The sequence below is a fragment of the Pseudomonas sp. AM4(2022) genome (assembly GCF_036346515.1).
Lineage (GTDB): Bacteria > Pseudomonadota > Gammaproteobacteria > Pseudomonadales > Pseudomonadaceae > Aquipseudomonas > Aquipseudomonas paracarnis.
This window is the reverse complement of record NZ_JAOTNW010000010.1, coordinates 83,498-104,284: the sequence shown is the minus strand read 5'-3', so window position 1 is coordinate 104,284 and position 20,787 is coordinate 83,498. Positions and strand designations below refer to the sequence as shown.

Sequence of the window (20,787 nt, the reverse complement as noted above, 5' to 3'; positions counted from 1 at the left end):
GCCAGCGATGAGGCCCTTACAAGCAACACAGAAACAGCATCTGTACCCGAGCACTTAACGCGCTGCCCATCCAAGCGGCAACGCAGTTCCATAAAAACAACAGCGAGGTGAAAGCATGTCTGGTAATCGTGGTGTCGTGTATCTCGGCAACGGCAAGGTCGAAGTACAGAAAATCGACTATCCCAAAATGCAGGACCCCCGTGGCAGGAAGATTGAGCACGGCGTCATCCTGCGCGTGGTCTCCACCAACATCTGCGGCTCCGACCAACACATGGTGCGCGGCCGCACCACGGCCCAGACCGGCCTGGTGCTGGGGCACGAAATCACCGGTGAAGTGATCGAGAAGGGCAGCGACGTCGAGAACCTGAAAATCGGTGACCTGGTATCCGTTCCTTTCAACGTGGCGTGCGGCCGCTGCCGTTCGTGTAAGGAACAACACACCGGCGTGTGCCTGACCGTCAACCCGGCGCGTGCCGGTGGTGCCTACGGCTACGTCGACATGGGCGACTGGACCGGTGGCCAGGCCGAGTACGTGCTGGTGCCGTACGCCGACTTCAACCTGCTCAAACTGCCGGATCGCGACAAGGCCATGGAGAAGATCCGTGACCTGACCTGCCTCTCCGACATCCTGCCCACCGGCTACCACGGCGCCGTCACTGCCGGCGTTGGCCCAGGCAGTACTGTCTACATCGCCGGTGCCGGCCCGGTCGGATTGGCAGCTGCCGCCTCTGCACGCTTGCTCGGCGCAGCGGTGGTGATCATCGGCGACGTCAACTCGATCCGCCTGGCCCACGCCAAGGCCCAAGGTTTTGAAATCGTCGACCTGTCTACCGACACCCCGCTGCACGAACAGATTGCCGCGTTGCTCGGCGAGCCGGAAGTGGACTGCGCCGTTGACTGCGTGGGCTTTGAAGCACGCGGCCACGGCCACGATGGCGTCAAGGCCGAAGCCCCGGCCACGGTGCTCAACTCGCTGATGGGCGTGGTGCGCGTGGCGGGTAAGATCGGTATCCCAGGTCTGTATGTGACCGAAGATCCAGGTGCGGTCGATGCCGCCGCGAAAATGGGCAGCCTGAGCATTCGCTTCGGCTTGGGTTGGGCCAAATCCCACAGCTTCCACACCGGGCAAACACCCGTGATGAAGTACAACCGCCAACTGATGCAGGCGATCATGTGGGACCGTATCAACATCGCCGAAATCGTCGGCGTGCAGGTGATCAGCCTGGATGATGCGCCACGCGGGTATGGCGAGTTCGATGCGGGTGTGCCGAAGAAGTTTGTGATTGATCCGCATAGTTTATTTAGTGCAGCTTGAGTTCAAGATAAAAGGGCGGCCAATGGCCGCCCTACTGTACTATTTGAAACTAAGACTTTCATGGTGAGGGAATGCTTGTTTAGCGTCTATGAACTCACCACGCACGGGCCATGTTTTGAGGTGTAGTGAGCATGGAGCGTTTATTTGAACGAGCAACTTATATGCGTGCAGTACTTATTGATCGTGCCGGCTGTATTAGTAGTGGTTTCGTTTTCCCAAGTGCCAGCATCCGGTGCAGGTAGCTGATCGACGCGTTTAACCAGTCGGATTCGAGCATCCTCTCCCGCGCCCACATAGTCACATCTGATATATGCGACAGTTGTGCCCGGTTTTTCTTTTTCATTGGGATCCTCCGATCCCGGAGTACTTGAAATTACCCGTTGCGCCAGTGTGACCCTGTCAAAATGTAGTCCTGCGTCCAGGTAAGACTTTTCTGCGTCGGGTGCGCCGGGCTGATTGGTGCCTTTCCAGTTATCAAAATGGTACGTGTAAGCTCCGTTTATCACGGACCCCTTGACTTGACTGAGATCTGGACAGCTTTCCGCCGACGCGTAAGTGGTTCCAAATATCGCGGCCAGCGATAAAAAACCTGTCAGACAGAAGAGACTAAAAGAAGGCTGTTTTTTGCGCGTTGAAGGTTTCATCCTTGTTTACTCCAGTGTTGAAAGAGACTCCATCATCAATATTTAATTTGATGTGCTCTACTGTCAACACTGACAGTTTTTTAGATTTAATTTTAATAATTGTTATAATTAGATTGAATAAGCAAACAAGATGTCTAACCGCGTGACCGGCGATTTACAGGTGATGTGGGAGCGGGCAAGCCCGCTTCCATAGTTTGAATCGAGTTTTGCAGCCGGGGTTCAGCGTGTGGCCAATGCGCCCTGGTACACAGTCGGACCTGTCGGCTGTTTGCTGACCGAACCACCCTTGGTCTCCGAACTCACCATCAACTCTACCGGCTTGCTGATGGTTTCCTGCTGGCGCGGATTCAGGCCAATGATCCCTTTGCCATCCTCCGGCAGCAGTCCAAGGGACACCGGTGCGCCGTCTTTGGGAATCGCCCAGAGTTCAAGGCTTTGGTCCGGTGCTGGCGCCGTGGCGGCAATCGGTTCTACTTCCAGGTAATCCTTGTGGGCCATGATTTGTGCGGCCGGCTGCTGGGTCGTGGTCACCAATGTCGCCGCGGATTTGACGCTGTCCTGGGTGTAGAGCGCGCCGCCGATACCGGCAACCACCACCACGCAGGCGCCGATGAACAGGCGAGGGCGGCTCCAGAAAGCAGGCTTGTGCTCAATCACTGGGGGTTGGATCGCAGTCATAAGTCTCTTCTCGACAAATTTTGTAGTCAGTTCATGGACCCGCTTATCCTCGATGGGTTCCTGAGGGGCTTTGGAACAACCGACGGGATACCCAGTCCAACGCCTGATTTACCCCTATATCCAGAGGTTGTTTCGATGAAGATTTCACGCGGTTTTGCCCTGTCCTGCCTGTTGACCGTGGCCGCCGGCCCGGTATTCGCCGCAGGTTTCAGCCTTGGCGATGCAGCCAACGCCATTTCCGGCATGCAGGGTGGCAACAACAAGGCCGCTGCCGCCGCGCCCACGTCGCAGACGGCCGACCTGCTGACGGCCTTGACCTCGCAACTGAACATCACCCCCGAGCAAGCGGTGGGCGGCACGGGCGCCATGCTGGGCCTGGCCAAGAACAAATTGAGCGGCAATGACTTCTCGCAGCTGAGTAACAGTGTGCCGGGCCTCGACAAGCTGTCGGGTAATAACGCATTGGGCAGCCTCGGTGCCTTGAGCGGGATGCTCGGCCAAACCGGCGGCAGCAAGACCAGCGGCCTGGACGGCCTGCTGGGCAACGTGAAAAGCACCAACGACCTGAACACCGCCTTCAGCGCCTTGGGCATGGACAGCGGCATGGTCGGCCAGTTTGCCCCGGTGATCCTGAAATACCTCGGCGGCGAGGGCGCCAGCAGCTCCGTACTGGGCAAATTGGCTCAGGCTTGGGGCACCGGCAGCTAAGGCTCCTCGCGCAGTTGCTCGATGCGCGCATCCTTTTCCATCCAGAGCTGGTTGACCCAGTTCTGGACGGTCTGGCGAAACGCCGGGTCGTTCTCGTAATCCCCTTGCCACAACGCCGGGTCCAGCTCGCGGGTACGGATATCCACGATCACCTTCGGCACCGCGCCGCTGATCAGATCCCAGAACCCCGGAATCTTTTGTTGCGGGTAGACCACGGTCACGTCGAGTACCGCGTCCAGCTGTTCACCCATTGCTGCCAGCACAAACGCCACACCGCCTGCCTTGGGCTTGAGTAGTCGAGTAAAGGGTGAACGCTGCTGCGCGCGCTTGGCCTCGCTGAAGCGCGTGCCTTCCAGGTAATTGACCACCGTCACCGGCTGGCGCTTGAACAGCTCGCAGGCCTCTTTGGTGATTTTCAGATCCTGTCCTGCCAGTTCCGGGTGCTTGGCCAGGAATGCCTTGGTGTAGCGCTTCATGAACGGGTAATCCAGCGCCCACCAGGCCAGGCCGAGGAAGGGCACCCAGATCAATTCTTTTTTCAGGAAGAATTTGAAGAACGGCGTGCGCCGGTTCAGCGCCTGGATCAGCGCTGGGATATCCACCCAGGATTGATGGTTGCTGATGACGAGGTAGGAGGTATCACTACGCAGGTCCTCACCGCCGCGAATATCCCATTGGGTTGGAATGCACAGCGAGAAAATCAGCTTGTCGATCTCGGCCCAGGTCTCGGCGATCCACATTACCGCCCAGGACGCATAGTCACGCGAGCGGCCTGGCGCCACCAGTTTGAGCAGGGCGAAGACCATCAAGGGGCCGATCAGGATCAGCGTGTTGAGCAACAGCAGCAGTGTAACCAAACAGCCGGTGAGCAGGCGGCGCATAAGCAACTCTTGGAATTTTGTGGGCGGGCCATCATAAGCAAGGTGAGTCTAGAGGCCAAATCGCAAAATGCCGTACGAATGTTTCACACTGTGCGCGATATGCTCGGTCATCCAACTAAGTGCCGTGTTTGCGGTCTAGACTCCGCCCACTTCTTTCGAGGAAATCCTGCCGTGAAATTACTCCTTGCTGCGTTCGCTCTGGTTGCCGTCCCTGTCATGGCGGCCGAGCCCACGCTCTACGGTCGCTACGAATACATCCAGTTGCCGGAGATCGGCCAGACCTTCAAGGCCAAGATGGACACCGGCGCACTGACCGCCTCGCTGTCGGCGCGCGACATCGAAACCTTTCAGCGCGGCGGCGATGACTGGGTGCGCTTCCGCCTCGGCGGTGAGGATGCGGGTAACAAGGTCTATGAGCACAAGGTGTCGCGCATCAGCAAGATCAAGAGCCGCGCCGATGAGGACGACGACAAGGACGACGCCAGCGTGGCCAAGCGCCCGGTAATCGATCTGGAGATGTGTCTGGGCGACGTCAAGCGCACCGTCGAGGTCAACCTCACCGACCGCAGCAGCTTCAACTACCCGCTGCTGATCGGCGCCAAGGCCCTGCGTGAATTTGGCGCTGCGGTAAACCCGGCACGTCGCTACACTGCCGACAAACCGGACTGCTGATTGAACCCATGCCGCACATCCTGATTGTCGAAGACGAAGCGGCGATAGCCGACACGCTGATTTTTGCCCTGCAAGGCGAGGGCTTCACCACCACCTGGCTGACCCTCGGCCAGGCGGCGCTGGACTATCAGCGCCAGACGCCGGCCGACCTGATCATCCTCGACATCGGCCTGCCGGACATCACCGGCTTTGAAACCTGCAAGCAAGTGCGCCGCTTCAGTGAAGTGCCGGTGATGTTCCTCAGCGCACGGGATGCGGAGATCGACCGGGTGGTGGGGCTGGAGATCGGCGCCGATGATTATGTGGTCAAGCCTTTCAGTCCGAGGGAAGTGGCGGCGCGGGTCAGGGCGATTCTCAAGCGGGTTGGCCCAGGTGTGGCGCCGACGCTGTTCCAGGTAGATCTGGAGCGCATGCAGATTCTCTATCGCGGCCAACCCTTGAGCCTCACGCGTCATGAGTTCCGCCTGCTGCAAAGTCTGCTGGAACAACCTGAGCGCGTGTTCAGTCGCGAACAACTGCTGGACGCGGTGGGCGTACCCGCCGATGCCGGTTATGAGCGCAATATCGACAGCCATATCAAGAGTGTGCGCAGCAAACTCAGGAGCGTGGCGGCGGATGCCGAGCCGATCCAGACCCATCGTGGCCTCGGCTATAGCTACAGCCCGAGCCACAGCTGATGCGCCTGGGGCTGCGGATTTTCCTGGTGTATGCGCTGTTTATCGGCCTGACCGGCTACTTTGTGCTCAACACCGTGATGAAGGAAATCCGCCCCGGCGTGCGCCAGTCCACCGAAGAAACATTGGTGGACACCGCCAACCTGTTGGCTGAAATCCTGCGTGCAGACGTTAAAAACGGCACCCTCGGCCAGAGTCATTGGCCAGCGCTGCTCAAGGCTTATGGCAACCGTCAGCCGGGTGCGGTGATCTGGGGCCTGCCGAAAAATCAGGTCAACCATCGCATTTACGTAACCGACGCCACGGGCAGGGTATTGCTCGATTCCAGCGGTGAAGCAGTCGGCCAGGACTATTCGAAATGGAACGACGTGTACCTGACTCTGCGTGGCGAATACGGTGCGCGCTCCACCCGCAGCGACGCGGACGATCCCAGCTCATCGGTGATGCATGTGGGGGCGCCGATTCGTGATAACGGCCAGATCATCGGCGTGGTCACGGTGGCCAAGCCCAACAGCTCCTTGCAACCCTACGTGGATCGCACTGAGCGGCGCCTGCTGTGGTACGGCGCCGGGCTGGTCACCCTGGGGCTGCTGCTGGGCGCGCTATTGTCGTGGTGGCTGACGGCGGCGCTCAGACGTCTTACCGCCTATGCCGAAGCCGTGAGCGAGGGCCGCCGCGCCGAGTTGCCGCATTATCGCGGCGGCGAGCTCAAACAGTTATCCACCGCCGTGGAACACATGCGCACGCAGCTGGAAGGCAAGGCGTACGTAGAGCGCTACGTGCATACGCTGACCCATGAATTGAAAAGCCCGTTGGCGGCGATTCGCGGGGCGGCGGAGTTGTTGCAGGGCGATATGAGCCACGAGCAGCAGCAGCGTTTCGTCGGTAATATCGACAGCGAAAGCGCGCGCCTGCAACAGTTGATCGAACGCCTGTTGAACCTGGCCCAGGTGGAGCAGCGCCAGGGTCTGGAAGAGCAGTCGAGCATTCCTTTGGCAGCCCTGGTTGAGGATGTGCTGAAGGCTCAATGTGCACGGGTCGAAGGCGCCGGCTTGCACGTCGAGCAGGCCATCGCCGCTGATGTGCGGGTGTTTGGCGAACCCTTCCTGCTGCGCCAGGCCCTGGGCAACCTGCTGGACAATGCTCTGGATTTCACCCCGCCCGGCGGCACGCTGAGGTTTAGCGCGCAGGTGCGACATAACGCAGTCCAGGTCAGTCTGTTCAACCAGGCGGAGGCGATTCCCGATTACGCCTTGCCGCGCCTGAGCGAGCGCTTCTACTCGCTGCCGCGCCCAGCCAGCGGGCGCAAAAGTACGGGCCTGGGGCTCAACTTTGTCGAAGAAGTGATGAAGCTGCACGGCGGTACCCTGCAGATCGGCAACGTACCGGGCGGCGTGCAAGCGGTGCTGCATCTCCACACAGTCTCCACATTGCCCACATAAATCCCTCATACCGGCTGGGCAGACTCTCCCCATCAAAACAGGGAGAGACCCATGAACCGCAACCTGCTTTTCAAATTGGGCGCGATTGCGCTGCTGATCCTGCTGTTGCTCATTCCGTTGCTGATGATCAACGGCATCATCAGCGACCGTCAGCAATTGCGCGACGGCGTGTTGATGGACATTGCCCGCAGTTCAAGCTTTGCCCAGCGCCTCACCGGGCCGGTGATGGTGGTGCCGTATCGTAAGACCGTGCGTGAGTGGAAGCTCAATGAAAAGCTCAACAAACGCTACGAAGAAACCCGTGAAGAACGCGGCCGTTTGTATTTCCTGCCGGACCGTTTTGAGCTCGACGGCAAGGTGCAGACCGAACTGCGCTCGCGGGGCATCTACCAGGCGCGGCTGTTCCATGCCGACAACCGTATCAGCGGGCGTTTCGAGTTGCCTGCGCAGTTGGGGATCACCGAAGACTTTGCCGATTACCGCTTTGAGCCGGCGTTTCTGGCGGTGGGCATCAGCGATATTCGCGGCATTGAAAACGCACTGAAGCTGGAACTGGGTGACCAGCGGCTGGAGTTCTCGCCAGGCTCCCAAGTCGACTGGCTGGGTGAGGGCGTGCATGTGACGTTGCCTGGGCAGGACAGCAAGAAACCCGCCGTGGTGGAGTTCGCCTTCGACCTGCGCCTGCAAGGCACCGAGCAACTGCAAGTGGTGCCCGTGGGCAAGACCAGCCAGGTGTCACTGGCGTCCAACTGGCCGCACCCGAGCTTTATCGGCAACTTCCTGCCGGCTCAACGTGAAGTCACCGACCTGGGTTTCAGCGCCAATTGGCAGACGACATTCTTCTCCACCAACCTCGAACAAGCCCTGCAGAACTGCCTGGACGGGCAAGGCTGTGAAAACTTCAGCAACCGCAGCTTTGGTGTGAACTTCATCGACCCGGTAGACCAGTACCTCAAGAGCGACCGGGCGATTAAGTACGCGCTGCTGTTTATCGCCCTGACCTTTGCCGGCTTCTTCCTCTTCGAGGTGCTCAAGAGTCTGGCGGTGCACCCGATCCAGTACGCCTTGGTGGGCGTGGCGCTGGCGTTTTTCTACCTGCTGTTGCTGTCGTTGTCCGAGCATCTGGGCTTTGCCCTGGCCTACCTGATATCCGCCAGCGCCTGTGTGGTGTTGATCGGCTTCTACGTATGCCATGTGCTGCGCAGCGTCGCCCACGGCCTGGGGTTTTCGGCCGGGCTGGCGGCGTTGTATGGCTTGCTGTACGGGTTGCTCAGTGCCGAGGATTACGCGCTGTTGATGGGCTCGCTGCTGCTGTTTGGCCTGTTGGGCACAGTGATGGTGCTGACACGCAAGCTGGATTGGTACGGGGTGGGTAAACGCAAGGTGGAGCAAGGGCAATGATCGGACTGCGCGAAGATCAGCGGATGAAAGCGAGGATGGTCAACTTCCTCAATCACACCGCCTCTCACTGTAGGAGCGAGCTTGCTCGCGAAGAACGCAAGGACACCGCTTTTAACCAGACGACCCCCGTTATCGTTGACGATTTTCGCGAGCAAGCTCGCTCCTACAGGGGGCTGGTCAACCCGGCGGCTGAGTCTGCTGCAGCGAAGGCCGCTGGCTGACCTCGGCGTACCAGGCGGCAAGCTTGGGAGTGTCCGAGCGCCATTGCATATCCGGGTGGCGAAAGTCGATATAGCCCAGTGCACAGGCCACGCTGATGGCGGCGATGTCGAAGTGGCTGGCCAATTCGGCAATGGCGTCCCGCTCCAGCTCGGCGAGGGCGCGGCGGATCTTGTTGCGCTGTTCATCCAGCCAGGGAGCCCAGTGTTTTTCTGGCGGGCGCATGGCGGTCTCGTAACGTACCAGCACGGCGGCATCCATGATGCCGTCAGCCATCGAGGCCAGGGTCAGGCGCCGCCAGCGGGCCGAGCCGTCGCGGGGAATCAGCGGGTTGCCAACATGCTGGTGGTCGAAGTAATCGAGAATCACCCGGCTGTCGTGCAATACCGAACCGTCGGCCAGGCGCAGGGCCGGGATCTTGCCCGTGGGGTTGCCTTGCAGCACCTCGGCGTCCGGGGTGATGGGGGTGGGCATGCAAGCGTGCAGGGCCACCCGGTCCTGTTGGCCGGTCTCGATCAGCAGCACGCGGACTTTGCGCACGAACGGTGACGCGGGGTTGTGGAACAAGGTCATGCTGGGCGCGGACATGGGCATTCCTCTGTAGGAGCGAGCTTGCTCGCGAATAACGCCAACGATAACGCAGCTCACCTGGTTTAACGCGGTGCTCTCAGGTTTTTCGCGAGCAAGCTCGCTCCTACAGTAGTTTGTAGACGGCAATGGCCGCGGGTATGCCCAACCCGACCCAACTCAACGAATCCCACCACCCATCCCCCAGCAACGCCGCAAACAACCCGGCAGCACTGAGCAGGCCAATCCCCAGCGGTATGGCAAAGACCTTCCAGAAATTCGACTGCCGCGGCTTCATACCCTGGCCGCCTTGCGCCGTACGATCCATAAGTAAATGCCGCTCACCAGCACGATGATGGTCAGCACATCCAGTACCGCCCACAGGATCTTCATTGGCATACCGCCGTAATCACCGAAATGCAGGGGTTGGGACATGCCCATGGCATCCATGTACCACGGCCGTTCGGCGATGGCGGTGACGGCCAGGGTACTGGCGTCGATCAGTACCGGTGTCAACAGGTGAGAGGTCAGGTGGGTGCTGCCCTTCATGAACACGGCGTAGTGATGTTCGCTGGAAAAACGCGTGCCGGGGAAGGCGATAAAGTCCGGCTCCATACCCGGAGCGGCCTTGGCGGCAATGCTCAACAGCTCGGTGGCGGGCGCGCGCTGGGTCAGCGGCGGGGCGTTCTTATAGGGTTCGATCATGGCGCTGAGGCTGTCCTCGCGCCACGCCGCGATGATCAGGTCGGCGCAGGCGCTGATCACGCCGGTCACACCCACCACCAGCGCCCAGGTCAGGGTGACCACGCCGATCAGGTTGTGCAGGTCGAGCCAGCGCAGGCGGGTGGACTTATCCTGGCGCACCGTGGCGAACTTCAAGCGACGCATGAACGGCAGGTACAACACCGTGCCCGAGATAATCGCCAGCACAAACAGAAGGCCCATGAACGCCAGCAACAACTTGCCCGGCAGCCCGGCAAACATATCCACATGCAGGCGCAGCAGGAACAGGGTGAACCCCCCATTGGCAGACGGCATTTCGACGGTTTCGCCAGTGCGGGCATCGAGCATGAAGGTGTGCGACGAGTTCGGCTCAGTGCCGGCTGTGGCCGCCATGATCGCGATCACGCCGTTGTTGTCGTCTTCGTCCCAGGCAAGGTACTGCATGGCCTCGCCGGGGCGATGGGCCTGGGCTTTCGCCACAAGCTGCTCGAGGTTGAGCCGGGGCGTATCGGCAGGCATCTGCGCCAGTTCGGGCTCATTGCCCAGCAGGTGGTCGATCTCGTGGTGAAACACCAACGGCAGGCCGGTGAGGGCGAGCAATAGCAGGAATACGGTGCAGATCAGGCTGGTCCAGGTGTGGATGAAGGACCAGCGGCGGATGGTTTTGCTTTTCATTGTCTAGCCTTCAGATGCACCAAAGCCGCCCTGTGGGGCGGCCTGGTGGTTAGCTCAGCTGATTACCACTGGTAGGTGGCGCTGGCGACTACGCTGCGTTGGTCGCCGAAGTAGCAATAGGAACCATCGCAGGTGGAAATGTAGTCTTTGTTGAACAGGTTGGTCGCGTTCACTTTCACCGACGCGCCCTTGAGACTGTTGTCCAGGCGACCGAGGTCGTAATGCACGGCGCCGTCGAACACGGTGTAGGCGTCGGCCTTGCCGGCCCAGGTATTGGCTTGGTCGCCATAGGTATTGCCGGTATAGCGTGCGCCGAAGCCGATACCGAAACCGTCGAGGGCGCCGGTGTGCCAGGTGTAGTCGGTCCACAAGGACGCTTGCTGATTAGGCATCAGTTGCAGGCGGTTGCCTTTGTACTGACCTTTTTGCACCTCAGACTTGGCCAGGGTGTAGGCCGCGATGACCTTGAGGTTTTCGGTCACATCAGACACGGCTTCCAGCTCCAGTCCCTTGACCTTTACTTCTCCGGTCTGGTCGGTCACGGAGGCGCCACCGGATTGGAAGCTGGTGACTTGCACGTTCTTCTGGGTCAGGTCGTAGACCGCCGCACTAAGCAGGGTGTTGGAGCCGGGTGGCTGGTATTTGATCCCCAACTCCCACTGCTTGCCTTCCGTCGGCTTGAACGACTGGAGGGGGTCGACGCTGGCGTTGCTCGCAGGCTGGAACGACTCGGCGTACGAGAGGTAGGGGACAAAGCCCGAGTCGAACACATAGCTCAGCGCCGCGTTGCCACTGAAATTCTTACTGCGGTCGGTATTGGTCGCGTCGTTCTTGTTGAAGTAAGTGGTGCCCTGGTGCACCCAGTCTTCACGACCACCAAGAGTCAGGCGCCAGTTGTCCAGGGCCATCTGGTCCTGCACGTAAAGGCCGGTTTGCACGGTTTTCTGGTTGTAATCGTAGAACGCGGTGGAGCGCGCCGGGCGCACGATCGGCTGGCCATAGACCGGGTTAAAGATGTTCGTGGTTCCACCGTCGCCGAAAATCGCCAGGTACGAGGTGTCGGTGCGTTGATGATCCAGACCCAGCAGCACGGTGTGGGAGATGTCACCAGTGGCGAAGTCAGCCTGGAAATTGTTGTCCACTGCGAACTGGCTGATGTCCTCGTCCACATTGGTTGAAGAGCGGCTGATGTCGCCATTGGCATCGGCGGGGGAGAAGGCAAACGAGCCTACCGTCAGTTGTTGGAACGCCAACTCGGATTTGGTGTAGCGCAGGTTCTGCTTGAATTGCCAGGTATCGTTGAAGCGGTGCTCGAACGCGTAGCCCAATGCGTAGTAGGTGCGGTCGTAGAAATCGTAGTCCGGGTCGCCGAGGTTCTTGTGGTGGGAAACCTTGCCTAGCGGTGATTTGATTTTGGTGCCCTGGATCGGCAGGAACTGGCTGGTGGTGCCGGTATCGTCACGGGTGAACTGTGACAGCAAGGTCAGCTTGGTGTCGGTGTCGATATTCCAGGTCAAGCTCGGTGCGATGTTGTACCGCTTGTTGTCGATGTGATCGACCTGGGTACCGGCATCGCGCACCACGCCGCCGACACTGTAGAGAAACTGGCCCTCATCATCGATCTTGCCAGTGCTTTCGAAATTGATCTGGCGGTAGTTGTCACTGCCGTATTGCATCTGGATGGCGTGGCTCGATTCAGCGCTGGGGCGGCGGCTGACCATATCCAGCAGGCCGCCCGGAGGCGTCTGGCCATAGACTGACGAGGCCGGCCCGCGTAGCAGGGCGAGGCGATCCAGGTTCCAGGTTTCGGCTTTTGGGTTAGCGTACACGCCGCGCGACAGTGGCAGGCCATCGAGGAATTGGGTGGGTTCAAAGCCGCGTACGCGCATCCAGTCGTAACGGGTGTCGCTGCCGTAGCTGGCGGACACGATGCCGGGCATGTATTTGACCGCATCGTCGAGGTTCTGCACATTACGGTCCTGCATCTGCTCGCGGGTGGCTACCGAGATCGAGCGTGGCGCCTCGACCAGCGCGGTATCGGTTTTGGTGCCGGCGGCGGTGCGCTTTGCTACATATCCCTCCACCGGCCCCCAAGCGCTTTCATAGCTGCCTTGGCCGGTGATGTTGGTGGTCGGCAAGGCGACGACGCCCTCCGGAACCGGCATCAGGGTGTAAGTGCCCGCACTGCTTTGTTCCAACTGCAACCCCGTCCCCCGCAAAGCTTCCCGCAACGCGCCCTGCGCATCGAACTGGCCTTTGACCGGCGCCGAGGTCTTGCCGGCGGCGAGTGCCGGGTTGAGGGTCAGCGCCAGGCTGGCCTGGCTGGCGATCTGGTTCAGGGTGGTGGCCAGGGGCGCAGCGGGCAGGTTATAGGCGCGCACACTGGAGGCTTGTTCGGCGGCGATCAGCGGTGTGCTGGCGAGCGGGGCGCTGAGGGCGATCGCCACGGCTAACAGGCTGGGGCGCAACAAGGTGTCTAGCGTGCGGGACATAAGGGCGGCTCCTGAATGGAAATATTTCTCAATTGCCTAGGTGCCGAGCGAGAATCGAAAAGTGATAGGGCCAGGTGAAAATATTTTACCGAGGTGTGCTTGAGGGCCTCATCGCAGGCAAGCCAGCTCCCACAGTTGATGGTGTTCGCAATTCAAAATGTGGGAGCTGGCTTGCCTGCGATAGCAATCGCCCAGGCGCTGCAGGACCTAAGGCTTGCCCTTGACGGTCACCCACCACGGCGTGTGCTGCTCGATCTGCACCGGCAAGGTCGGCAACAACGCATTCAATGCCAGGGTGATGTCGTGCAGCGGGAAACTGCCGGTGATGCGCAGGTCGGCCACATTCTTATCCACACCCAGGTAGCCGGTGCGATAGCGCGCCAACTCCTCTATCACATCTCCCAGCCGGGCGTTGTCGACCACCAGCATGCCGCGAGTCCAGGCATCGGTGGCCGGGGGGACGGCCAGCAGCGGTCCAAGGCTGTCGCTGCGCATCAGCACCTGCTGGCCCGCCTTGAACACCTGTTCCTGGTGCAACGCCTCGGGCTGGGCGGCCACGGCTGACTGCAACACGCTCAGGCGCGTAGCGTCGTCTTCGCGCTTGACGATAAACCGGGTGCCCAGCGCCCGCAGGCTGCCGTCGCGGGTTTGCACGTAGAAAGGGCGTGAATCGTCGTGGCCGGTTTCGACGAGAATTTCGCCTGCCTGCAACACGATCAAGCGGCGTTTCTCGTCGAAGCGCACATCAATGGCACTGTGGGTGTTGAGGTTGACTAGCGTGCCGTCCGCCAGCTTCAGCGTGCGCTGTTCACCGGTGGCGGTGCGCTGGTCGGCCAGCCAATAGTGGATAGGCACGTAACGCTCACCGGCAAACAGCGCCAGGCCGCACACCAGCACGATACTCGCCAGGCCCCGGCCCAGTTTGCGCACGCGCTGGGCAATGCCGTGGCGCGACTGCAGCAGCGCCGTCCGGGCCGGGCCCGAGGCCACGCTGAAACGCTGGTCGAGCATGCCCAACTGGCGCCAGGCGCGAGCGTGTTCTTCATCGCTGGCCAGCCATTTGCTGAACTCTTCCTGTGCCACCGCGCTGCCGTCGCCCGAGTCGAGGGACAGTTGCCAGGCAATCGCGGCATCCAGCACGCGCGACGACACCGGTTTGGAGCCGATGGCAGTCACGACGGCTCGCCATACAGCGCGATGTAGCACTGGCGAATGCCTTGGGCCAGGTATTGGCGCACGCGGGGTACGGACACGCCCAGGCGCTGGGCGATTTCGGCATGGCCCAGGCCGTCGAGGCGGTTATAGAGGAATGCGGCGCGGGCCTTGCTCGACAACTTGCCGAGCAGGCGGTCGATGGCCTTGAGGTCTTCGAGGATCAGTTGCTGGGCTTCCGGCGAAGGCTGTTCGTTTTCCGGGATCAGCATCAATTCGGTGAGGTAGGCCTGTTCCAGGGCCGCACGACGGAAATAGTCGAACAGCAAACCCTTGGCGATGGCCACCAGGAACGCCCGCGGTTCGCGGGGTTCGCGCAACTCATCACGGCCCAGCAGGCGCATGAAGGTGTCCTGGCTCAGGTCTTCGGCACGGCTCGGGCACGCCACGTTACGTCGCAGCCACGCCAACAGCCAGCCACGGTGGTCGCGATATAACGCACCAACAAGCTCACTGCGTGGGGTCTGGACCGACGACAAGGCATCACCGAATAAGGTTTAAACTAACGAGAATTATTCGCGATTGTGTCAGAGGCGTGGGGTGGGCGCAATTGGCGTCTGTCGGGTGATCGTTCCCACGCTCGGCGTGGGAATGCATCCCGCGATGCTCCGCGTCGGGCGCGAAGCGTTAAAGGGAAGGGGACTGTTTGCGCCGTTTCCATTGGGCCAAACGCTCTTGCAGTGCCTGGGGCGTGTCGATCTGTTGCTGCCGCGCACGGCTGAACAGGATCAGCATCAGCTCTGCCGTCGCTAACGCATCGGCGCTGGCATGGTGGCGTTCGCCGGCCTGTAGCCCGAAGTGGCTGAGCCAGTCATCCAGCCCGGCCTCACGGATATGCGCCTGGGGGCACAACAGCGGGGCCAAGTCTGCTACATCCAGGAACGGATGGGCCAGGCGATGCCCCAGGCTGTCCTTGAGCGCCCGGCACAGCATGTGTTGATCAAATGGCGCATGGAAGGCCAGCAGTGGACTGTCGCCCACGAACGCCATGAAATCCAACAACGCCTCGGCCGGGTCGCTGCCGGCGGCGATTGCACTGGGCCCCAGCCCGTGGATCAGCACACTGGGGCTGAGCTTGGTGTCGGTGCGCTGCAGGGTGCGTTCGAACAGTTGGGAGAAATCCACTGCACCGTCCTCGATGACCACGGCGCCGATGGACAGCACCTGGTCGCGATGAAGGTTCAGGCCGCTGGTCTCCAGGTCCACCACGACCCAGCGCTGGCTGCGCAATGGGCCGTTGCCCAGTTCGGCGGGCTTGGGTAACTGCTCCAGGCGCTGCTGTTGCGCAGTGCTGAGCCCAGGTTTTTTGGCGCGCAGCCAGCCAAACAAACTCATAGCTGATACCGCAAGCTCAGGCTGCTTTGCAGGCGTTGGGCCTGGCGCAGGGACTCACGCAGGATGCGCCGGTCCAGGTGGTTGAGGCTGTCGGGGTCGACGCGGTTGGAATAGGGCAGGTTCTCGCGGGTCTGCAATTGATGCTGCTGCATGCGGGTCTGCTGGATAAAGTGGTAGGCCTCTTCATAGGCGGCGCCATCCAAGGGTTCGATCACGGCCTTGTCCACCAACTGGCGCAGGCGTTCCAGGGTGTTATTGGCGTGGATGCCATGGGCCAGGGCCAACAGGCGCGCGCCGTCTACAAAGGGCGTAAGGCCCTGCACCTTGAGGTCGAGGGTGGCTTTTTCGCCATTTTTGCGGGTCAGCACGAACTCGCGGAAACGCCCCACTGGCGGGCGTCGCAGTAGTGCATTTTCGGCCAGCATCCGCTGGAACAAGCGGTTATCCGCCACCTGGTCGAGAATGCCCTGGCGCAGTTGCTCGCAACCGCGCTCGTCGCCCCACACCACCCGCAAGTCAAAATAGATGCTTGAGCCCAGCAGGTTTTCCGGCGTCGCCTCACGAATGAACGCGCCGAAGCGCCGCGCCCACTCCACGCGAGACAAGCACAGCTCGGGGTTGCCGGCCATGATATTGCCCTTGCACAGGCTGAAGCCGCACAGCGCCAGGCTTTGGTTGATGTGCTGCGCCAGGGGCAGCAAGCGCTCACGCATGTCGGCGGCTTCGACGGCGTCCTTGGCTTCGAACAGGATGCCGTTGTCCTGGTCGGTGTACAGCGTTTGTTCGCGGCGGCCTTCGCTGCCAAAACACAGCCAACTGAAGGGCACGCCGGGGTCGCCTTTTTCCGCGAGGGTCAGCTCGATCACCCGGCACACGGTGTGGTCGTTGAGCAGCGTAATGATGTGGGTGATCTGGGTGGATGAGGCGCCATGGGCGAGCATGCGCTCCACCAACTGGCCGATTTCACCGCGAATCGCCACCAGGTTTTCCACCCGGGGCGCGTTGCGGATGGTGCGGGCCAGGTGCACCAGGTCCACACGCTGCAGGGAGAACAAGTCACGCTCGGAGACCACGCCACACAGGCGTTGGTCTTGCACCAGGCACACGTGGGCGATATGCCGCTCGGTCATGGCGATGGCCGCATCGAAAGCGCTGTGCTCCGGGCTCAAGAAAAACGGCGCCTGGGTCATGTGCCCGGCAATGCTTTGGCTGAAATCGCTGGTGCCATCGGCCACCACCTGGCGCAGATCGCGCAGGGTGAAGATGCCCAGGGGCGCCTTGTGTTCGTTGACGATCACAATGCTGCCGACCTGCTGTTCGTGCATCAAGGTCACCGCTTCACGCAACGGCGTGTGCGGGCTGCAGGTGACCGGGTGGCGCATGGCCAATTCACCCAGGCGGGTATTCAAGGAGTATTGGGTGCCGAGGGTTTCCACGGCTTTTTGCTGCACCTGCTGGTTGACCTGGTCGAGCAAGCTGCTGACCCCGCGCAAGGCGAAATCACGAAACGGGCTGGACAGGGCGAACAGCTTGATAAAGGCCGGTTTGTTCAATTGCAGGCAAAAGGTGTCTTCAGCGGCTTTGTGTTCTGTACGGGTCGCGCGTTCACCCAGCAAGGCGGCGAGGGGGAAGCATTCGCCGGTGGCGATTTCAAAGGTGGTGTCCGCCGAGTCTGGCCGTTCACCCACGACCCGCCCCTGCTTGACGATATAAAAGTGCTCGACCGGGCCGCCCGACGGTTTGAGGATGCTGTCGCCGGGGCCGTAGAAACGCAGTTGGCACTGTTCCACCAGGAAGGCCAGGTGCGCCTGTTCCATCTGGTTGAACGGCGGGAAGCGTTGCAGGAATTGCAGGGTGCCGTGGATGTTCTGCAACACAGCGGTTTTACCCGCCTGTGCGAATGCATCAGCTTTACTCATAACAGTGACCGCAGTGTTTTTGTCGTTATCGTGCTGCATGGTCGACTCCTGCGCAGTGGGTGCCCATTGGACGTAAGTCTAGGTCGAGGAATACCGCGCAAAACTAGGGAAAAACCTTACATGACAATCGTCCAAAACCCGTAGAAAGCCCACTAGGCAAACTTTCCGACGAAGTGCACATTGTTCGCCCTTCCGCAGATGTCTGACGAGTGTGCTGGGAGATTGATGAGAACTGCTGAGAAACGTATGTCCGACCACGATATTTTGAGTGATGCCGAGCGCGAGGCGCTGAGCGCCGTGATGCTGGAGCCCGATTTACCCCCCCAACGCGTATTGATCGTGGACGACGACAAGGACGCGCGTGAACTGTTGGCGGAAATCCTTGGGCTCGACGGTATTCGCTGCATGACTGCCGAAAGTGGCGAGGCAGCGTGGGAGTTGTTGAAGACGAGCAGTTCCATCGGTTTGCTGATCACCGACCTGCGCATGGCGCCCAGCAATGGCCTGGAACTGATTCGCCAGGTGCGTGAGTCCACCCGTGCGGCGTTGCCGATCATCATCATGTCTGGGGATGCGGAGGCTCCCGATGTGATTGATGCGATGCACTTGAGCGTGGTGGATTTTTTGCTCAAGCCGATTGATAGCGTGAAGTTGGCGAAGTTGGTGAAGCGGGAGTTGGGGATGGTGTCCTGAGTGTGGGGTGACTGGCCTGGCCGCTTCGCGGGCAAGCCCGGCTCCCACATTTGAAATGCATTCCCCTGTGGGAGCTGGCTTGCATGCGATTCAGGCAACGCGGTCTAACTGACACACCTGATAAAAAAGCCCCGATCTTTCGATCAGGGCTTTTTGTGTCTGTAGGAGCGAGCTTGCTCGCGAAGAATGCACAGCCACCGCGTTTGTCCAGGGTGCCTGCGTTATCGTTGACGTTTTTCGCGAGCAAGCTCGCTCCTACCATTACAGGCCGTTTTTAGCCTTGAACTCCCGACGCCTGCGGTGCAACACCGGCTCGGTATAGCCATTAGGCTGTTTGGTCCCTTCAATCACCAACTCCACCGCTGCCTGGAACGCGATGTTGCTGTCGAAATCCGGAGCCAGTGGGCGGTACAACGCATCCCCGGCATTCTGGCGGTCTACCACCGGCGCCATGCGCTTGAGGCTTTCCATCACTTGGGCTTCGTTGACGATGCCGTGGCGCAGCCAGTTGGCGATGTGCTGGCTGGAAATACGCAGGGTGGCGCGGTCCTCCATCAGGCCGACATCGTTGATGTCCGGCACCTTGGAGCAGCCCACACCCTGGTCGATCCAGCGCACCACATAGCCGAGGATGCCCTGGGCGTTGTTGTCCAGCTCGTTGCGGATCTCTTCTTCGGACCAATCGGTGTTGCTAGCCAAAGGAATGGTGAGGATATCGTCCACCGAAGCGCGCTCGCGCTTGGCCAGTTCGGCCTGGCGGGCAAATACATCAACCTTGTGGTAGTGCAACGCATGCAGGGCCGCTGCGGTCGGCGACGGTACCCAGGCGGTGTTGGCACCGGCCAGTGGATGGGCGATTTTCTGCTCAAGCATCGCTGCCATCAGGTCGGGCATTGCCCACATGCCTTTACCGATTTGTGCACGACCTTGCAGGCCGGTGCTCAGGCCGATATCGACGTTCCAGTTCTCATAGGCACCGATCCATTTTTCCGCCTTCATGGCCGCCTTGCGCACCATCGCGCCGGCTTCCATGGAGGTGTGGATTTCATCGCCAGTGCGGTCGAGGAAACCGGTGTTGATAAACACCACGCGCTCGCTGGCTGCCTTGATGCAGGCCTTGAGGTTGACCGTGGTGCGGCGCTCCTCGTCCATGATCCCGACTTTGAGAGTGTTGCGCGCCAGGTTCAGCACCTCTTCGATGCGACCGAACAGTTCGTTGGTAAACGCAGCTTCTTCCGGGCCGTGCATCTTCGGTTTCACGATGTACACAGAACCGGTGCGGCTGTTCTTGCGGGTGTTGTTGCCGTTGAGACTGTGGATCGCCGCCAGGCTGGTGATCAGGCCGTCGAGGATGCCTTCGGGTACTTCGTTGCCGTCTTTATCGAGGATCGCATCGATGGTCATCAAGTGGCCAACGTTGCGCACGAACAACAGCGAACGGCCGTGCAGGGTCACGTCGCTGCCATCCACGCCGGTGTAGACACGGTCAGGGTTCATGGTGCGGGTGAAGGTCTTGCCGCCCTTGGCCACTTCTTCGGCCAGGTCGCCCTTCATCAGGCCGAGCCAGTTGCGGTAGATCACCACTTTGTCATCGGCGTCCACGGCAGCCACGGAGTCTTCGCAGTCCATGATGGTGGTCAGCGCAGCTTCCATCAGCACGTCTTTGACGCCGGCAGCGTCGGTTTGGCCGACTGGGGTGCTGGCGTCGATCTGGATTTCGAAGTGCAGGCCATTGTGCTTGAGCAGGATCGCAATCGGCTCGGCCGCAGGGCCCTGGAAACCGATCAACTGGGCATCGTCACGCAGGCCGCTGTTGCTGCCGCCTTTGAGGCTGACGATCAGCTTGCCATCGACGATTTTGTAGCCGGTGGAATCGACATGGCTGCCGGCGCTGAGCGGTGCGGCTTCGTCGAGGAAGGCGCGGGCGAAGGCAATCACCTTGTCACCACGCACTTTGTTATAGCCCTTGCCCTTCTCGGCGCCGTTGGCTTCGCTGATGGCGTCGGTGCCATAGAGCGCGTCGTACAGCGAGCCCCAGCGCGCATTCGAGGCATTCAGGGCGAAGCGGGCGTTCATCACCGGCACGACCAGCTGTGGGCCGGCCATGCGTGCGATCTCATCATCGACGTTTTGGGTCGAGGCCTGGAAGTCTGCGGCTTCTGGCAGCAGGTAGCCGATGTCTTGCAGGAAGGCTTTGTAGGCCACCGGGTCATGGGCCTGGCCTGCGTGGGTCTGGTGCCAGGTATCGATCCGCGCCTGGAAGTCGTCGCGTTTGGCGAGTAGGGCTTTGTTCTTCGGAGCCAGGTCATGGATGACCTTGTCGGCACCGGCCCAGAACTGGTCGGCAGTGATGCCGGTACCGGGAATGGCTTCGTTGTTCACGAAGTCGAACAGGACTTTGGCGACCTGCAGGCCACCGACTTGAACGTGTTCAGTCATTGCTTGCCTCACTCTGCGGAGCTTATGCGCTTTATCAGATTTTCATTATGTAGTGCACGGTTTGGCATACTACATGATGACTTGCGGTTGTGAAAATT

19 protein-coding genes are annotated in these 20,787 nt (G+C 60.6%); 7 read left to right on the top strand and 12 right to left on the bottom strand.

Annotated features, from left to right (window positions below):
- Nucleotides 1–115: 115 nt before the first annotated feature.
- A complete protein-coding gene (gene fdhA, locus ODQ19_RS15685) occupies nucleotides 116–1,315 on the top strand; it encodes a formaldehyde dehydrogenase, glutathione-independent (RefSeq protein ID WP_116667930.1) in 1,200 nt (399 codons plus the stop codon).
- A gap of 140 nt (nucleotides 1,316–1,455) precedes the next feature.
- Here the strand turns inward: fdhA and ODQ19_RS15680 are convergent, their stop codons facing one another.
- The gene (locus ODQ19_RS15680) at nucleotides 1,456–1,959 is read right to left on the bottom strand and encodes a hypothetical protein (protein WP_330210570.1); all 504 of its coding nucleotides are present in this window, start codon (nucleotides 1,957–1,959) and stop codon (nucleotides 1,456–1,458) included.
- 219 nt (nucleotides 1,960–2,178) lie between these two features.
- Complete coding sequence (locus tag ODQ19_RS15675; protein WP_116667931.1) at nucleotides 2,179–2,637, bottom strand: anti-sigma factor domain-containing protein; 459 nt, start codon at nucleotides 2,635–2,637, stop codon at nucleotides 2,179–2,181.
- 135 nt (nucleotides 2,638–2,772) lie between these two features.
- Between ODQ19_RS15675 and ODQ19_RS15670 the strand changes: the two genes are divergently transcribed.
- A complete protein-coding gene (locus ODQ19_RS15670) occupies nucleotides 2,773–3,345 on the top strand; it encodes a DUF2780 domain-containing protein (protein WP_003194844.1) in 573 nt (190 codons plus the stop codon).
- Here ODQ19_RS15670 and ODQ19_RS15665 read toward each other — a convergent pair.
- Nucleotides 3,342–4,226 carry an acyltransferase gene (locus ODQ19_RS15665; RefSeq protein ID WP_330210569.1) on the bottom strand — a complete coding sequence of 295 codons (885 nt, stop codon included), beginning with the start codon at nucleotides 4,224–4,226 and terminating at the stop codon, nucleotides 3,342–3,344. The genes ODQ19_RS15670 and ODQ19_RS15665 overlap by 4 nt on opposite strands.
- 171 nt (nucleotides 4,227–4,397) lie before the next feature.
- Here ODQ19_RS15665 and rloA2 point away from each other — a divergent pair, with 171 nt between their 5' ends.
- From rloA2 to creD, 4 genes are read left to right on the top strand one after another with little or no spacing between them, the layout of a single operon-like run.
- Entirely contained in the window at nucleotides 4,398–4,898 is a 501-nt protein-coding gene (gene rloA2, locus ODQ19_RS15660) for a retropepsin-like aspartic peptidase RloA2 (protein ID WP_330210568.1), read from the top strand.
- An 8-nt stretch (nucleotides 4,899–4,906) separates the two neighbouring features.
- Nucleotides 4,907–5,575: a two-component system response regulator CreB gene (creB, locus tag ODQ19_RS15655; protein WP_330210567.1), complete on the top strand. Its 669-nt coding sequence runs from the start codon at nucleotides 4,907–4,909 to the stop codon at nucleotides 5,573–5,575.
- Entirely contained in the window at nucleotides 5,575–7,014 is a 1,440-nt protein-coding gene (gene creC, locus ODQ19_RS15650) for a two-component system sensor histidine kinase CreC (RefSeq protein WP_330210566.1), read from the top strand. The genes creB and creC overlap by 1 nt, the downstream gene beginning before the upstream one ends.
- Before the next feature lie 51 nt (nucleotides 7,015–7,065).
- On the top strand, nucleotides 7,066–8,415 hold the full coding sequence (creD, locus tag ODQ19_RS15645; RefSeq protein WP_330210565.1) for a cell envelope integrity protein CreD: 1,350 nt from the start codon (nucleotides 7,066–7,068) through the stop codon (nucleotides 8,413–8,415).
- A gap of 177 nt (nucleotides 8,416–8,592) precedes the next feature.
- Here the strand turns inward: creD and ODQ19_RS15640 are convergent, their stop codons facing one another.
- The 8 genes from ODQ19_RS15640 to ODQ19_RS15605 all read right to left on the bottom strand — a co-directional run bounded on the left by ODQ19_RS15640 (nucleotide 8,593) and on the right by ODQ19_RS15605 (nucleotide 17,557).
- The gene (locus ODQ19_RS15640) at nucleotides 8,593–9,222 is read right to left on the bottom strand and encodes a glutathione S-transferase family protein (protein ID WP_330210564.1); all 630 of its coding nucleotides are present in this window, start codon (nucleotides 9,220–9,222) and stop codon (nucleotides 8,593–8,595) included.
- A 106-nt stretch (nucleotides 9,223–9,328) separates the two neighbouring features.
- Entirely contained in the window at nucleotides 9,329–9,499 is a 171-nt protein-coding gene (locus tag ODQ19_RS15635) for a hypothetical protein (RefSeq protein ID WP_165861662.1), read from the bottom strand.
- Nucleotides 9,496–10,599 carry a PepSY-associated TM helix domain-containing protein gene (locus ODQ19_RS15630; protein WP_330210563.1) on the bottom strand — a complete coding sequence of 368 codons (1,104 nt, stop codon included), beginning with the start codon at nucleotides 10,597–10,599 and terminating at the stop codon, nucleotides 9,496–9,498. The genes ODQ19_RS15635 and ODQ19_RS15630 overlap by 4 nt, the downstream gene beginning before the upstream one ends.
- A gap of 62 nt (nucleotides 10,600–10,661) precedes the next feature.
- Entirely contained in the window at nucleotides 10,662–13,091 is a 2,430-nt protein-coding gene (locus ODQ19_RS15625) for a TonB-dependent siderophore receptor (protein WP_330210562.1), read from the bottom strand.
- Between the two features lie 207 nt (nucleotides 13,092–13,298).
- Complete coding sequence (locus tag ODQ19_RS15620) at nucleotides 13,299–14,267, bottom strand: FecR family protein (RefSeq protein WP_330210561.1); 969 nt, start codon at nucleotides 14,265–14,267, stop codon at nucleotides 13,299–13,301.
- Nucleotides 14,264–14,782 (bottom strand): RNA polymerase sigma factor, encoded by a 519-nt coding sequence (locus tag ODQ19_RS15615; RefSeq protein ID WP_330210560.1) that lies wholly within the window; start codon nucleotides 14,780–14,782, stop codon nucleotides 14,264–14,266. Before ODQ19_RS15615 ends, ODQ19_RS15620 begins: the two co-directional genes overlap by 4 nt.
- A 148-nt stretch (nucleotides 14,783–14,930) precedes the next feature.
- Nucleotides 14,931–15,638, bottom strand: coding sequence for a 3'-5' exonuclease (locus ODQ19_RS15610; RefSeq protein ID WP_330210559.1), 708 nt, complete (start codon nucleotides 15,636–15,638; stop codon nucleotides 14,931–14,933).
- A complete protein-coding gene (locus ODQ19_RS15605) occupies nucleotides 15,635–17,557 on the bottom strand; it encodes a putative nucleotidyltransferase substrate binding domain-containing protein (protein WP_330210631.1) in 1,923 nt (640 codons plus the stop codon). Before ODQ19_RS15605 ends, ODQ19_RS15610 begins: the two co-directional genes overlap by 4 nt.
- Before the next feature lie 246 nt (nucleotides 17,558–17,803).
- Between ODQ19_RS15605 and ODQ19_RS15600 the strand changes: the two genes are divergently transcribed.
- The gene (locus ODQ19_RS15600; protein WP_330210558.1) at nucleotides 17,804–18,250 is read left to right on the top strand and encodes a response regulator; all 447 of its coding nucleotides are present in this window, start codon (nucleotides 17,804–17,806) and stop codon (nucleotides 18,248–18,250) included.
- Nucleotides 18,251–18,511: 261 nt separating this feature from the next.
- Here the strand turns inward: ODQ19_RS15600 and ODQ19_RS15590 are convergent, their stop codons facing one another.
- Nucleotides 18,512–20,689, bottom strand: coding sequence for a malate synthase G (locus ODQ19_RS15590; RefSeq protein ID WP_116667944.1), 2,178 nt, complete (start codon nucleotides 20,687–20,689; stop codon nucleotides 18,512–18,514).
- Between the last annotated feature and the right edge of the window lie 98 nt (nucleotides 20,690–20,787).

Coding starts and splice junctions, on each gene's coding strand:
- creB (WP_330210567.1), top strand. CDS start 4,907: ATGCCGCACATCCTGATTGTCGAAGACGAAGCGGCGATAGCCGACACG.
- ODQ19_RS15605 (WP_330210631.1), bottom strand. CDS start 17,557: ATGAGTAAAGCTGATGCATTCGCACAGGCGGGTAAAACCGCTGTGTTG.
- creD (WP_330210565.1), top strand. CDS start 7,066: ATGAACCGCAACCTGCTTTTCAAATTGGGCGCGATTGCGCTGCTGATC.
- creC (WP_330210566.1), top strand. CDS start 5,575: ATGCGCCTGGGGCTGCGGATTTTCCTGGTGTATGCGCTGTTTATCGGC.
- ODQ19_RS15675 (WP_116667931.1), bottom strand. CDS start 2,637: ATGACTGCGATCCAACCCCCAGTGATTGAGCACAAGCCTGCTTTCTGG.
- ODQ19_RS15670 (WP_003194844.1), top strand. CDS start 2,773: ATGAAGATTTCACGCGGTTTTGCCCTGTCCTGCCTGTTGACCGTGGCC.
- fdhA (WP_116667930.1), top strand. CDS start 116: ATGTCTGGTAATCGTGGTGTCGTGTATCTCGGCAACGGCAAGGTCGAA.
- ODQ19_RS15680 (WP_330210570.1), bottom strand. CDS start 1,959: ATGAAACCTTCAACGCGCAAAAAACAGCCTTCTTTTAGTCTCTTCTGT.
- ODQ19_RS15635 (WP_165861662.1), bottom strand. CDS start 9,499: ATGAAGCCGCGGCAGTCGAATTTCTGGAAGGTCTTTGCCATACCGCTG.
- ODQ19_RS15665 (WP_330210569.1), bottom strand. CDS start 4,226: ATGCGCCGCCTGCTCACCGGCTGTTTGGTTACACTGCTGCTGTTGCTC.
- ODQ19_RS15630 (WP_330210563.1), bottom strand. CDS start 10,599: ATGAAAAGCAAAACCATCCGCCGCTGGTCCTTCATCCACACCTGGACC.
- ODQ19_RS15590 (WP_116667944.1), bottom strand. CDS start 20,689: ATGACTGAACACGTTCAAGTCGGTGGCCTGCAGGTCGCCAAAGTCCTG.
- ODQ19_RS15610 (WP_330210559.1), bottom strand. CDS start 15,638: ATGAGTTTGTTTGGCTGGCTGCGCGCCAAAAAACCTGGGCTCAGCACT.
- ODQ19_RS15625 (WP_330210562.1), bottom strand. CDS start 13,091: ATGTCCCGCACGCTAGACACCTTGTTGCGCCCCAGCCTGTTAGCCGTG.
- ODQ19_RS15600 (WP_330210558.1), top strand. CDS start 17,804: ATGTCCGACCACGATATTTTGAGTGATGCCGAGCGCGAGGCGCTGAGC.
- ODQ19_RS15640 (WP_330210564.1), bottom strand. CDS start 9,222: ATGTCCGCGCCCAGCATGACCTTGTTCCACAACCCCGCGTCACCGTTC.